General features: G+C 46.5%; 12 protein-coding genes. 6 read left to right on the top strand and 6 right to left on the bottom strand.

The annotated features are described in order from the left end of the window. Positions 1–112: 112 nt before the first annotated feature. From NQ564_RS19000 to NQ564_RS18980, 5 genes are all read right to left on the bottom strand, one after another. Positions 113–1,462 carry a TolC family protein gene (locus tag NQ564_RS19000; protein WP_086004359.1) on the bottom strand — a complete coding sequence of 450 codons (1,350 nt, stop codon included), beginning with the start codon at positions 1,460–1,462 and terminating at the stop codon, positions 113–115. A 17-nt stretch (positions 1,463–1,479) separates the two neighbouring features. After that, positions 1,480–2,601, bottom strand: coding sequence for an efflux RND transporter periplasmic adaptor subunit (locus NQ564_RS18995; protein WP_008152503.1), 1,122 nt, complete (start codon positions 2,599–2,601; stop codon positions 1,480–1,482). 106 nt (positions 2,602–2,707) lie between these two features. Next, positions 2,708–3,973, bottom strand: coding sequence for an ABC transporter permease (locus NQ564_RS18990; protein WP_008152505.1), 1,266 nt, complete (start codon positions 3,971–3,973; stop codon positions 2,708–2,710). A gap of 93 nt (positions 3,974–4,066) precedes the next feature. Beyond that, entirely contained in the window at positions 4,067–5,332 is a 1,266-nt protein-coding gene (locus NQ564_RS18985) for an ABC transporter permease (protein WP_008152506.1), read from the bottom strand. Continuing rightward, complete coding sequence (locus tag NQ564_RS18980; RefSeq protein ID WP_008154416.1) at positions 5,325–6,008, bottom strand: ABC transporter ATP-binding protein; 684 nt, start codon at positions 6,006–6,008, stop codon at positions 5,325–5,327. The genes NQ564_RS18985 and NQ564_RS18980 overlap by 8 nt, the downstream gene beginning before the upstream one ends. A gap of 445 nt (positions 6,009–6,453) precedes the next feature. Here NQ564_RS18980 and purT point away from each other — a divergent pair, with 445 nt between their 5' ends. Then, positions 6,454–7,635, top strand: coding sequence for a formate-dependent phosphoribosylglycinamide formyltransferase (gene purT / locus NQ564_RS18975; protein WP_008152511.1), 1,182 nt, complete (start codon positions 6,454–6,456; stop codon positions 7,633–7,635). A gap of 61 nt (positions 7,636–7,696) precedes the next feature. On the opposite strand, the gene NQ564_RS18970 is transcribed toward purT, so the two are convergent. After that, positions 7,697–8,578 (bottom strand): Rpn family recombination-promoting nuclease/putative transposase, encoded by an 882-nt coding sequence (locus NQ564_RS18970; protein WP_008152513.1) that lies wholly within the window; start codon positions 8,576–8,578, stop codon positions 7,697–7,699. 160 nt (positions 8,579–8,738) lie between these two features. Here NQ564_RS18970 and NQ564_RS18965 point away from each other — a divergent pair, with 160 nt between their 5' ends. The 5 genes from NQ564_RS18965 (at position 8,739) to NQ564_RS18945 (ending at position 14,634) form a co-directional block, all read left to right on the top strand. After that, positions 8,739–9,461 carry an MBL fold metallo-hydrolase gene (locus NQ564_RS18965; protein WP_008152516.1) on the top strand — a complete coding sequence of 241 codons (723 nt, stop codon included), beginning with the start codon at positions 8,739–8,741 and terminating at the stop codon, positions 9,459–9,461. Between the two features lie 29 nt (positions 9,462–9,490). Further along, complete coding sequence (locus tag NQ564_RS18960) at positions 9,491–9,880, top strand: VOC family protein (RefSeq protein WP_008152517.1); 390 nt, start codon at positions 9,491–9,493, stop codon at positions 9,878–9,880. A gap of 108 nt (positions 9,881–9,988) precedes the next feature. After that, entirely contained in the window at positions 9,989–10,951 is a 963-nt protein-coding gene (locus tag NQ564_RS18955; protein WP_008152519.1) for an ROK family protein, read from the top strand. Between the two features lie 90 nt (positions 10,952–11,041). Continuing rightward, entirely contained in the window at positions 11,042–11,554 is a 513-nt protein-coding gene (locus NQ564_RS18950) for an NUDIX domain-containing protein (protein WP_008152521.1), read from the top strand. 80 nt (positions 11,555–11,634) lie between these two features. Beyond that, positions 11,635–14,634, top strand: coding sequence for a tetratricopeptide repeat protein (locus NQ564_RS18945; RefSeq protein ID WP_008152523.1), 3,000 nt, complete (start codon positions 11,635–11,637; stop codon positions 14,632–14,634). The last annotated feature ends 7 nt before the right edge of the window (positions 14,635–14,641 follow it).

The following is a 14,641-nucleotide window of genomic DNA, read 5'->3' as shown; positions in this document are numbered from 1 at the left end:
CATGGTCCTCGAACTGTAGATCATCATCTATCGGGCAAATATAAGAACAAAAAGAAGGTTTCCATCACAGAGACCTTCTTTTTCTTAAACAAATGTGTCTAATCTAAATATGTTATAGTGTTATTGGTGTGCCGTTATAGAAGTCCAGGATTTTGGTACGGAAGATAAAGTCATACTTGGCTTGGGCCTGTTCGGACAAGCTCTGGGCATACTTCGTTTTAGCTTCGCTGTATTCGAAGACTGTGCTTTTGCCGGCGGCATAACGGTCTTCGGCATAAGAGAAAGCCTCCTTGCTGGCGAGGACTGATTTGTCGGATGCGGTATATTTATCCTGGGCGGCAGTCGCATTATAATAGGCTTGCTGGATTTCCTTATACAACACTTTCTTCGTATTCTCCATCATCAACTCCCGGTTCCGGATACCTATACGGGCGGAACGGACATTATTGCGAACCTGGAAACGGTTGAACAGCGGAATACTCAGGCTGAACCCGATCGTTTTACGTCCGTTATTCTTCAGCTGATCGCTGAAAGGAAGGTTCGTATAGTCGCCATCACCGGAATAATGGTAATAGCCGTTGCTGTAGCTGGCACCAAAATTCAGTTTCGGATAATAGCCTGCCTGAGCCACTTTCAGCATCTTCTTCTGGCTTTCCAAGAGATATTCCTGCTCTTTGATCTGCGGCTTGAAAGCAACGGCATGATCATAGACATTGTCCGGTGGGAGAATGCTGCTCATATACCGCTCGACAGCATCCTCGATTTCAGGGACTACGATATCGAAATTTTCACCGTCGCGTTCCAGTTCGAGGCTTTGCGTCAAGTCGAGCAATGCCAGTTTCACATTGTTGCGCGCTTCAGTCAACGAGACTTCGTCCTTCGCCAGCTGTGCTTTCATATCGTATAGTTGGGAAAGAGGGACTTTCCCGTTCTTTACCAAAGCTTCGGTTTTCACGACCTGTTCATTGCTCAGCGCGACCTGCAACTCAGCTATCTTCTGGACTTCCTTATTATACAAAACCTGCACATAGTAGGAAGCAACATTGATCGACAAATCTTCCTTCGCCTTATTCAAAGTTTCAACAGCCGCTTTCAAGTCCAGCTTGCGGGCAGCGATATCGTTCGGAATACGCAAGCCGTCGAATATCGGCATACTCAAAGAGACAGAGGCCGAGGTATTGGCCGAGTTTTGGTCCACAATCACACCCGTTTTGGAAGGAGAACGCCCGAAGTCGAAATTCTGTCCGACATTAGCATTCAGGTCGGGCAACCAACTGAACTTACTGGTGTTCAATTCCACTTTCCGGCTTTCCTGCTCCTGCTCTTTCTGCTTCAGATCGATGTTATGCTCGATCGCGTAACGGATACATTCTTCCAGAGACCATTGTTTGGCAGATTCCTGCCCCCAAGCAAGAGTACCGGAAAGAAACAAAGTCGTAGCTATTATTAATTGGCTTCTCATCATTTTATCGTTTACAATTATTTCTTATTCGGATCGACAATCGCCCCGCGTACCTTTTCGTTTTCGGCAAGACCTTCCTTTATCTCGATCTTGATACCATCGGACAACCCCACCTTAACGGCCCTCTTTTCAAACTGCTGCTCCGGCTTTTCCGCTTTTACCACCTGCACGAAAGTAGAGTCGCCACTAAACTCGACACAACTTTCAGGTACGGATAAAACATTCTCCGCACGCTTCAACACGATCTCGGCATTAGCGCTGTAACCGGCACGGATAAAAGCATCGCCGGGCATATGTACGGCGGCCTTCACCTCAAACAGTACGGCCCCGTTCTCTTCCACTCCCTTAGGAGCCACATACTCCAGTTCTGCATCGAATGTGCGGCTTTCCATAGCGCCGACCGTCAATTTGATCGGCATCCCTTCATGGATACGACCGACTTCCGTCTCGTCTACTTTCCCCTTAAAGATCATATTGTTCATATCGGCAACGGTAGCGATCGTCGTACCGTCATTGAACGTGTTCGACTGGATCACCGAATTACCGACCTTGATAGGCACATCCAAGATCATACCAGTGATAGTGGAACGGACCTGTGTCGTACTGGAAGCGGCAGACCGTTTGGAGATACCTTCGCGGATAATCTCAAGAGCATCCTGAGCATTTTCAGCCTCTTCTTGTGCCTTCTTATAGTTGGCAAGAGATGTTTCGTAATCTTCTTTGGAGATAACCCCCTGTTTATGTAACTCTTCATCACGTTTGAAGGTAGCACTGATCTGTTCGAGGCTGATCTTCGCCACCCTTACACGCGATTCGGCGCTATTCAACTGAACCATTTCAGGGATCACCTTGATACGGGCAATGATTTCCCCTTCTTTCACCATCTGTCCGGCTTCTTTCAGCAACTCGGAAATGATACCCGACATTTGCGGTTTGATAAGGACTTCATCACGAGGTTCGACCTTTCCGGTCGCCACGGTCTTCGTCTCAATCGTGTCACGTGCAGGAGTAACCAACTCATAGACGGTAATGACAGGTTGCGCTTTCTTCCACAAGAAATAGAAAGTGCCGACAACAGCAGCCCCGACTACTACCAAAAAGATGATCCGCAGGACTTTTTTTACGATACGATTCTTCATAACTATATTCTTTTTTAATTGACAATGGAAATATTTATGATTTATGATTTCAGATTTATGATTTGTATCAACGTATAAATCATAAATTATAAATCATAAATCCAATTTACTCTTCTCTAATAGCGTCGATAGCCTTGATTTGCATAGCACGCCAGGCAGGGATCAACCCGGCAAGAAGACCGCTGAACAGCAAGATTACAGTAGCTGCTACCGCTGTCCCGATATGAATTTCGGGATTGGAGAAAAACGTTTCGTTAGACGCATCTCCTCCGCCGCTTGCCATCGCATTGTTCACCACATCAAGCAGGAACACACCCACACTAAGCCCGATCAACCCGGCAAGGGATGTCAACAGCAAGCTCTCGCTCATGATCTGTGATATAATATCGAAAGGCTTCGCACCGATCGCACGGCGTACTCCGATCTCACGTGTCCGCTCCCGGACCGTCACCATCATAATATTACTAACCCCGATGATACCAGCCAGCAGGGTACCGATACCGACCAGCCAGACCAAAATATTAATGCCGGTGAACAGCATGTCGAATGTTTCAAACTGCTTGGCTATCGTAAAACTGCTGATAGCATGTTCATCCGTCGGGGAAATCTCGTTCTGCGAACGCAGGACCGCCTTTATATCTTCCACCATCTTATCACAGGAGTAGCCATCGTCGGCCGTCGCACACAGGAACCAGAACTTGTCTCCCTGGTTGGAAGCCTGCTGGAGTGTCTTGAACGGGATCATCACGCTCTCCTCCGTACGCCCGCCGATCTGGGCACGGGGCTTCGGCTTGATCACACCCACTACCTGGTAATAGATGCCGTTCACTCGTATGTACTGCCCGATCGGATCTTCATCCGGAGCAAAAAGGACTTCGCGCACGATATTACCAATCAGGCACACCTTACGCTTTTCGATCATGTCGATTTCATTCAACAGACGTCCTGCCAAGATATGCTGCGTTTCGATATTGAAATATTCGGAATAGACACCACGCACGTTATATGTACCCGCTTTCTGTCCTCTCACCACATTGTTCTGTCCGCCCCATTGCATAATCATCGGTGAAAGATAGCGTACCCCTTTCACCCGCTGGCGGATCGTTTCCAAGTCGCGATTGCGCATTTGCCAGTAGCGTCCTTTCTTATACCCCTTGTAAGGCTCACCGGTCCGTTCGGAAAAGAAGAAAGCAGAGTTCGTCGAAAAACCGTCGACGTTCTTCAACACACCATTCTTCAAACCGTTGCCGGAGCCTAACAGGATCACAAGCATCAGGATGCCCCAGAACACTCCGAAACCGGTCAACAGGCTACGGGTTTTATTACGGGTGATCGTCACCCATATTTCTACCCAACGATCTATATCAAACATTTTACTTTGATTTATGATTTATAATTTATGATTTATGATTCCCGATCCATGATTTAACTTTATACCGCTTGACGCCATAAATCATAAATCTTTTCATTCACTACGCATGGCTTCAATGGCTGTGATCTTGACTGCCTTACGGGCAGGGAAATAGCCAGCCAGCACGCCAGCCCCGATGATCAGGGCCGTAGCAGACAGTGCCACACTGAGGTTCACCGTTGGATTCTGAAAGATACTCATGTCATCCTGTGAAACATTCTTTCCGGCATTCATCATCTCCATGACCGAATTGATGCCTTCCGTCAATCCGATTCCTAAGATCATGCCTAAATAACCGAATACTGCCGTGATCAGGATCGATTCGATAATAATCAGTTTCAGGATGGAAAACGGAGTCGCTCCTATCGCTTTCCGGATACCGAACTCCCTCGTCCGTTCCCGTACCGTTATCAGCATGATGTTGCTCACGCCTACGATACCGGCGGTCAGTGTCCCGATACCGATCACCCAGATAAAGAGAGCGATACCATTCATCATCCCATTCAACATCATGAAGTTTTCGAGCGTACTCCACATACCGATCGCCCGCCGGTCTTCAGGATCAAACCAATGCCGCGCTCCCATCTGTTCGCGGAAACGTTTATCAAAAGCGTCAAATTCTTCCTGTGTGGAGATACCTTTCACCGTAAAGATGATCTCGTCCAGTCCGTAGCCGGCGTTATACAAGGTCTGCGCCGTACTGAAAGGGATATAGGCCGGCGCGTTGTTGTCATTATTCTCCGCCTTATAGACGCCGATCACCTGGTAGGCAACACTTCCCGCATTCACATATTTACCCAACGGGTCCTCGCCTTTGAAAAGCACTTCTTTCATACGGGGACTCAGGACAATCACTTTTCTTTTTTCCTTTACATCTATATCATTGATAAAACGGCCGTTTCCAACCGTCATTTCGATATTGTCGATCACCGCCTTCGACGGATGCACACCGTTCAGGGAATAGGCGTTATATTCGTCTCCGTAGGAAAGTGTATCACTCCGGCTGATACTCGCTGTGATCAAGTCAACTTCAGGGTTTTCACGCGGGATGGCGATCAGGTCTTCATCTTTGTATTCGATCCTGCGGTTCATCTGCATCCCCTTATACGGCTTACTCGTATAGCGTGGCCATGTCTCCACCCGGTTCAGGCTGAAATTGCGGAAGTTCGACATGACCCCGTTCTTCAAACCGTTGCCAGCCCCCAAGAGGACAATCAACATGAAGATTCCCCATGCTACGGAGAAGCCGGTCAGGAAGGTACGAAGTTTATTCTTTTGGATCGTACTCCATATTTCTCGGAAATTATCAAAATCAAACATGTCCCAATCCCTTTTCTATTGTTTCTATCAAACCGTCTTTTACACGGATAATACGGTCGGTAGCTTCGGCTACGGAAGGTTCGTGTGTCACGATCACCATCGTCAGCCCTTCGAGGTTTACTCTCCGGAGCAGTTCCATCACCTCGACCGTCGTTTTACTGTCCAACGCTCCGGTCGGCTCATCCGCCAGGATCACCTGCGGCTTGGCAATCAGGGCACGGGCAATGGCAACACGCTGTTTCTGTCCGCCGGACATTTCGTTAGGCATATGTTCCGCCCAATCCTTCAGTCCGACCATATCCAGATATTCCAACGCCATAGCGTTCCTCTTCTTGCGACTGACTCCCTGGTAGTACAGGGGCAACGCGACGTTCTCCATCGCATTTTTGAATGAAATCAGGTTAAAGGACTGGAAAATGAAACCGATCATCCGGTTACGCAGTTCCGCCGCACGGGTTTCGCTCAGATTGCGGATCAACTGCCCGTTCAGGGTATATGTGCCCGTATCGTATGTATCCAGTATTCCTAAGATATTCAGCAATGTAGACTTTCCCGATCCCGACGCCCCCATAATAGACACCATCTCTCCCTTCTCTATATCCAAGTTTATGCCTTTCAAAACATGCAGAGGCGCACCGTTGAAATACGTTTTGTTAATTCCTTCCAGATGAATCATCATATATGTTGTTACTTTTTCTGTTAGACGAACATTTTGCAAAATCGTTACACAAATAGGAAAATATTTTGTTATTAACTGCCACAAATATAGGCTTTACTAAAATACCTTGTATCACAAGGTACCAACATTTAACCAAACTTAACCGCTAAAGGGGGTATATTCCCCCCGCAAAAGAATATATTGATATCAGTATCTAACTTCCGATACATCAGTATCCGTTCTGCATTTTACCTGCATTCATTTTGTTTTCGACGTTGTCGTGTATATTTCCGACGTTGTCGTATATATATTTGACGTTGTCGAGAATATACACGGCAACGTCGAAAACAAATTACACTTACATCCAATTGGAAATACACCCCTACGCTCTTCTTGTTAATTGCCGATATTACCGTACCTTTGTGCTTTCTAAGAAAAACAAATAACATAACATTAATATAATATGGTAACAATAGGAACACCGAAGTCGGCCACCGCAACGAAAGTTTTGCTCTGCGGTTCCGGCGAATTAGGCAAAGAGTTTGTAATCGAGTTACAGCGTTATGGAGTGGAAGTGATCGCTTTGGACAAATATGCGGACGCTCCGGCCATGCAGGTCGCTCACCGTTCGTATGTTGTATCGATGTTGGACGGAGATGCCTTGCGCGAGATTGTAGAAAAAGAAAAGCCTGACTATATCGTTCCCGAAGTGGAGGCTATCGCAACACAGACGTTGATGGAACTAGAAAAAGAAGGATTCCATGTCATCCCGACTGCACGTGCCACCTGGTTGACCATGAACCGCGAAGGCATCCGCCGTCTGGCTGCCGAGGAATTGGGCCTGCCGACCTCTCCTTATCGCTTTGCCGAGACGGAAGAAGAGTTTATCGAGGCTGTCAAAGTGATCGGGATGCCCTGTGTCGTCAAGCCGATCATGAGTTCGAGCGGACACGGACAGAGTGTCATCCGCAAAGAGGAAGATATCGACCGCTCCTGGCGTTATGCACAGGAAGGCGGACGTGCAGGCGCCGGAAAAGTGATCGTGGAGGGATTTGTCGATTTCGATTACGAAATCACTCAGTTGACCGTTCGCCATATCGGAGGCACTTCATTTCTGGAACCGGTCGGACACGTACAAGTTGACGGCGACTATCGCGAATCCTGGCAGCCACAGGCGATGAGCCCAGTTGCCAAAAAAAAGGCACGTGAAATCGCAGGCAAGATAACGGAGGCGCTTGGCGGTCGAGGTATTTTCGGGGTTGAATTGTTTGTAAAAGGCGAAGATGTCATTTTCAGCGAAGTCTCTCCCCGCCCGCACGATACGGGAATGGTCACGATGATCACGCAGGATCTTTCGCAATTCGCCCTGCATGCCCGTGCCGTATTGGGCTTGCCGATCCCGAACATTGCCTTCCACGGTGCAGGCGCTTCACGCGCCGTTGTGGTCGAAGGGGATAGCAACCAGCTTTCGTTAAGTAACTTGGATAAAGTCCTGGAACAGCCGGACACCCAAATGCGCTTCTTCGGCAAACCGGAGGTTCACGGACATCGCCGTATGGCCGTACTACTGGCACGCGGTTTGGATGTGGCCGATGCACGCCGGAAAACCGGAGTGATGATGGAAAGACTGGAGATAAAGTTGTAATATTCAAAGAAGCCGCTTGTCACAATCATGGATAAGCGGCTTTCTTTTGATTTCTCTGATCCTACAATGTCGCAATCGTTTCAGCGTTTAGGCCCGTAACTGAGGTAATGGTAGCAAAGTCTATTCCTTGCATTTTCATCTTGGCTGCTACCAAATATATACCTTTCTCCATACCTTTTTCCAGACCTTTCTCAATTCCTTCCTTTAAACCCTTTTCAACACCTTCCATATATCCTTTCTCAATGGCATAATCCAATACACCCTGATTATCTCGATATATTTTGAGGCTTTCCTCGTATTCCATGCGTTCTTTCTTGTTCATGTTGACTATCTTTGCCAACCTTTCCAATTTTTCAAACAGCTGTTTCTGACCTTTAAACGGTAATGTTTCCAACTTTTCCATATACTTTAGTGTATAAAGCCAATAATCTAAACTCGTTTCACATTCAGCCTCTTCCTTATTGAAGAAAGGCATCTCCAAATAGATCTGGCGCATCGTGTCGCTCATCTGTTTTCCGGTCTCACGATCCGCCAATACGATATCGGTACGCACTTTATCCGTCTTCCCGGATTTAAAGTTCAAGAGAAAAATGCCATATACCGGATAAAGCTCAAACTTCCAATCATTTCCACGCCGGTCCTGATCGCTGATAATACGACAAAGATAATATAATCCTCGTTCATAAAAATAAGTTTGAGGAGCATTTTGTACTTCAACGATAAAAATACGACCCTCTTTATCCTTACATTTCAAGTCAAAAACCGCCGCACGACTATCCGTACTTTCCGCCGGCATTTCCACATTCAAAAAAGATAATTCCGTGATTACCCGCTCACCTTCGAACAGGCCGTTCAACAAGTCGACAAGAAGTTCCTTACTGTCTTCTTGTCCGAAAAGGTGTTTAAAGCCTCTATCTACAAAAGGATTGATAAATGTAGCCATAGTTATATGGTTTTAGGTTGTTGTCATCCAAAAAGCGAATGATACATCAAAAGTCTGTTTTTTATTTTGAAAAAACAAATATTCTTACCAATTTTACCTTTGCACAACAAGAATGCAACTTCCCGTGTTTTGTTTATAATAAAGAAAGGAAAAAATAGGAATGAGACTGACTTATATCTATCATAGCGGTTTTGCTATCGAGGCAGACGGATTTGCCATTTTGATCGATTATTACAAAGACACTGGAAAGTCACCGGAGAAAGGTTTCGTGCATGAGGAACTGTTGAATCGCTCGGGTACATTATATATATTGTCCTCTCATTTCCATCCGGATCATTTCAATCCGGAGGTTTTGAGGTGGAAAACATACAAAAAAGATATCGTCTATCTCTTTGGCAAAGATATTCTAAAAAGGAACCGGGCAGGGAAAGAAGATGCGTTCTATCTCAAAAAAGGGGACACCTACGAGGATCATAACCTGCGGATCAGGGCATTCGGATCGACAGACTCCGGCATATCTTTCCTTATCGAAGCCGAGGGGAAACGCCTCTTCCATGCCGGCGACCTGAATAACTGGCACTGGAAAGACGAATCGACTCCCGAAGAAGTCGCAGAAGCAGAAAAGAACTATCTGAAAGAATTAGACGATCTGGTAAAAGTGACCGACAAGTTGGATGTCGCCATGTTTCCGGTCGATCCACGTATCGGGACTGACTTCATGCGCGGTGCACAACAGTTTGTAGATTGCATCAAAACCAATATCTTTGTACCGACGCATTTCTGGGATCGCCCGGCGGAGGTGGTCGCTTTCGGACCTTACGCAGAATCGCGCGGTTGCCGGTATGTGCTGATATCCGCTCCGGGAGAAGGAACAGAAATTTGAGAATTAAAAATTAATAAATTAAAGAGAGGATGGAGATAAAGAGCAGATTTGATCATTTTAATATCAATGTCTTGGATCTGGACAGAAGTATCGCGTTTTATGGAAAAGCGCTCGGTTTGAAAGAACATCACCGCAAAGAAGCGGCAGACGGTTCATTCATTCTGGTTTACCTGACAGACAACGAGACAGGGTTCCTGTTGGAACTGACCTGGCTTCGCGACCGAAAAGAAGCATACGAACTGGGAGACAATGAAAGCCATCTCTGTTTCCGTGTAGCCGGCGATTATGACGAGATACGCGAATATCACCGTGAACTCGGGTATATCTGTTTCGAAAATAACGAGATGGGATTGTACTTCATCAATGACCCCGACGATTATTGGATTGAGATTTTACCTGCTAAACAACATATTGGGTAACATATTCACGCCTATTTCGGTTTTTTTTGAATAAAATCATTGCACCTTACCAGATTCCTCTTATATTTGCTTTCCAGAAAAAGCATTATTAATCTAAAATATAAAATCATGGAGAAGCCTTATGTAGTAGGTATCGATATAGGTGGTACCAATACTGTTTTTGGCGTAGTAGATGCAAGAGGAACAATCTTGTACAGTAGTTCAATTAAAACCGGAAAGTATACTGACATCGACGATTATGTCAGTGAACTTGCTAATGGCTTGAAATTAGTGATCGACCAGGCTGGTGGCGTGGACAAAATAAAAGGTATAGGCGTAGGAGCTCCGAACGGTAACTTCTTCAACGGTTGTATCGAATTCGCACCGAACCTTCCCTGGAAAGGTAAAATTCCTTTAGCGCAGTTGATCAGCGAAAAACTGGGTGGTGTGCCCGTAGCATTGACAAACGATGCGAATGCGGCTGCTATCGGTGAAATGACGTATGGTGCTGCCCGCGGTATGAAAGACTTTATCGTGATCACACTGGGAACCGGTGTTGGTAGCGGTATCGTAATCGGCGGTAACTTGGTTTACGGACATGACGGATTTGCAGGTGAACTGGGTCACGTGATCATGCGTCGTAACAACGGACGTCCTTGCGGTTGCGGTCGTCAAGGCTGTCTGGAAGCATATGCTTCTGCTACTGGTGTTGCCCGTACAGCACGCGAATTCTTGGAAATCCGCAAGGATGACAGTTTGCTTCGCGAATTGGATCCGGACGAAATCACATCAAAAGACGTGTATGATGCAGCAATGAAGAACGACAAGTTAGCATTGGAAATCTTCGAATTCACAGGTAACCTCCTGGGTGAAGCATTCGCTGATTTCGTAGCTTTCTCAAGTCCTGAAGCGATCATCCTGTTCGGCGGTCTGACCAAATCCGGCGATCTGATCATGAACCCGATCAAACGTTCAATGGAAAAGAACATGCTGAAAGTATTCGAAGGTAAGACTAAATTATTATTCTCTCAATTGAAAGAAAGCGATGCTGCCGTATTGGGCGCAAGCGCACTGGGTTGGGAAGTAAAATAAATTGCAGTTGAAAGTTGAAAGTTAAAAGTTGAAAGTTGCGACAAGCCATATTTTCAACTCTCCACTTTCAACTTTCAACTTTTAACTCTTATGCATCCTTTACATCAATTTGAATATTGTCCGAAATGCGGAACCAAGGCTTTTGTGGAACGCAACGAGAAAGCCAAACAATGCACGGCCTGCGGGTTCATCTATTATTTCAATCCTTCCTCGGCCGTTGCCTGTTTTATCCGTAACTCCAAAGGAGAATTGCTACTGGTACGCCGAGCCAAAGAACCTGCCAAAGGGACGCTCGATCTGCCGGGTGGTTTTGTTGACATGCATGAATCGGCTGAAGAAGCAGCCCAGCGAGAAGTGAAAGAAGAAACAGGCCTCGACATCACCGGTTGCCGCTATCTTTTTTCCATCCCCAATCTTTATCCTTATTGCGGCTTTGAGGTGCATACGGTCGATATGTTTTTCGAATGCCTCACCGAATCCTTCGACAGAGCAAAGGCTGAAGACGATGCAGCCGAGATCATTATTCTGCCAACCAACCAATTGAATCCGGACGATTTCGGATTGCAATCTATCAAAAAAGCAGTAGACCGCTATATAAAGTAATATATTTCTTATATTTGCAACTTAGAACCAACATATACCGTTATATTTATATATATCTGTATTATAAAAGCTAAGGAGTGATGAAAAGAATACTTATTCCACTGTGCATAGTGGTGGGAAGTCATGTCGCATACGGGCAGCGGTCGTACCAGTTTGATGCACCGGATCGCCTATTTGTAGAAGGAAAAGAGTTGTTCAGTTTAAAAAATTATGCCGGTTGCATTGACAAGCTGGAAGCTTATAAGCAGCATTCCACCGATGCCGACCTGATCCAAGAGGCAGACTATATGCTAGTCTATGCCGCTTATGAACAGGGGCGCCCCAATGCTGACGAATTGTTAAAGGATTATCTGGAAGAATATCCGGCTTCCCGTCATAGCGACGAGATCGGTTACATGATCGGTTCCGTGCATTTCGAACGCGGAGAATATGAGAAAGCTATTTTCTGGTTCAACGAAGCCGATATCGACATGTTGAGTCCTGAACAGCAGGAAGCTTATTCTTTCCGCCTGGCTTATTCGCTGTTGCAGACCGGCGAGATGGAAAAGGCACGTGGCTATTTCGCCCGGATCGAACAGATCGGAGACAAATACAAGGAAGCTTCGACCTATTATGTCGCCTACATCGACTACGCGATGGGAAATTACAACAATGCCCTGATCGAGTTCTCCCGTCTGAAAGAAAGTCCGAAATATCGTGAGCAGTCACAATATTATATCGCACAGATTTATTTTATTCAGAGTAAATACGAAAAGGTGGTGAAAGAAGGTGAAGAACTTCTCTCCCTCTACCCCGGCAGCAAAAACAACAGCGAGATGTTCCGGATTGTCGGTGATTCATATTACCACTTAGGCGACCAGGGGAAAGCAATCCAGATGTTGAGCAAGTATGTTTCATCTACGGAGAACCCGCTCCGCAGCGATCTGTACATTTTAGGTGTATGCTACTTCAATAAAGGAAATTATAGCAGTGCAGTCAACGCCTTGAGCCGGACCGTACGCCAGAACGACGAGTTGACGCAGAACGCCTATCTCTATCTTGGACAGTCTTATCTGAAGTTAGGTGACAAAAACAATGCCCGTATGGCATTCGAGGCAGCTGCCACCTCTTCATTCGACAAACAGATAAAAGAGGTAGCCATGTACAACTACGCATTGCTGATCCACGAAACAGCATTTACAGGGTTCGGCGAATCGGTGACAATCTTCGAAGACTTCCTGAACGATTTCCCGAATTCGCAATATGCAGACAAGGTGAATGACTATCTGGTCGAGGTCTACCTGACAACCAAGAATTACGAAGCCGCTTTGAAATCGATCAATAAGATCAAACATCCGAGCACCAAGATATTGGAAGCCAAACAGGACATTCTTTTCCAACTCGGCACACAGGCTTTCGCCAATGTCAAATTGAATGACGCCGTCAGCTTGTTCAGCCGGGCAATCCAGCTCGGCTCCTATAATATGGAAGCCCGCAACGACGCCTATTTCTGGCGCGGCGAATCCTATTACCGCATGGGAGAATATGAAAACGCGATATCGGACTACCGCACATATCTGAACAATACGCGCCAGCGCAATACGGATATGTATGCCCTGGCTTACTATAACTTAGGTTACAGCTATTTCAAACTACGGGATTACAGTGCAGCCCTGAACCGCTTCCGCCAATATGTCGACCTGGAGAGTAACCAGCAGGCCGCATCTCTGGCAGACGCTTATAACCGTATCGGTGACTGCCTGTATCAGAACCGTCAGTTCAGTCTGGCTGAAGAAAACTATTCACGCGCAGCCCAGTTGTCTCCTTCCGCAGGCGATTATTCGATCTACCAAAAGGGATTCCTATTAGGATTACAGAAAGATTATAGAGGCAAGATCAGCGCAATGGACCGACTGATCAGCGAATATCCGGAGTCGCAGTATGTAGACGATGCGCTGTTCGAGAAAGGACGCTCCTATGTATTGCTCGAAAACAGTTCTTCTGCCGCACAAGCGTTCGAAAAGCTGATCCGCGAATTTCCCCAAAGTAGTTTGGCACGCAAAGCCGGTATCCAACTCGGTCTGCTTTACTACAACGACAATCAGCCGGAAAAGGCGCTCACAGCCTACAAGCAGGTCATCAGCAACTACCCGGGTAGCGAAGAGGCCAAAATCGCTTTGCAGGATTTGAAGTCCGTCTATATCGACCTCAACGATATCAATGCTTATGCCAGCTATGTAAACTCCATAGGAGGCAATATCCGCCTGGAAGTAGGCGAACAGGATTCACTGACTTACATCGCTGCCGAAAAACTTTTCATGCGCGGTGACAACGACGGTGCTCGCCGCAGTCTGGTGAATTACCTGCAAACATTCCCTGAAGGGGCTTTCAGTTCGAATGCCAACTTTTATTTAGGCAGCATAGCTTTCGCCAAGAAAGAGTTCGACGAAGCCGTCCAGCGGTTCAAATCGGTCATTGCCAGCGGTGACACCAAGTTCCTTGAAGAGTCGGTTGCCCGCACAGCTGAAATCGAATATCTGGGCAATGATTATCCGGCAGCCTTGGAAAGCTTCAAACGCTTGCAGATCGTAGCCGAGAATCCGGAGAACAAACAGGCTGCCCGTTTAGGTATCATGCGCTGCGCTTTGCAGACCGGACAGCAGAAAGACGCACTTCTGGCCGCAGACGAGCTGCTGAAAGAGCCGAAGCTATCTCCCGAACTGGAAGCCGAAGCCCGTTATGTGCGTGCTAAAGCCTATATCGACCAGAAACAGGCAAACAAAGCGCTTGCCGACCTAAAAGAATTGAGCAAAGACACCCGTACGGTACACGGTGCGGAAGCCAAATATCTGTTGGCCCAATTATATTATGACACCAACGATGACAAGAATGCCGAAAAGGTGCTGATGAACTTCATCGAGAACGGTACGCCTCACCAATACTGGCTGGCTCGCGGATTCATCCTGCTAGCCGACATCTATATCCGCCAGGGTGACGACTTCCAGGCTCGTCAATATCTCACCAGCCTGCAAAACAATTATAAAGGTGATGACGATATCGCCGGTATGATAGAAAATAGATTGGGTAAACTTAAGAACTAAGAAGAAG

Source organism: Parabacteroides johnsonii DSM 18315, from assembly GCF_025151045.1.
GTDB lineage: Bacteria > Bacteroidota > Bacteroidia > Bacteroidales > Tannerellaceae > Parabacteroides > Parabacteroides johnsonii.
The sequence above is the reverse complement of the archived record's forward strand: the minus strand, read 5'-3'. Positions and strand labels throughout refer to the sequence as shown.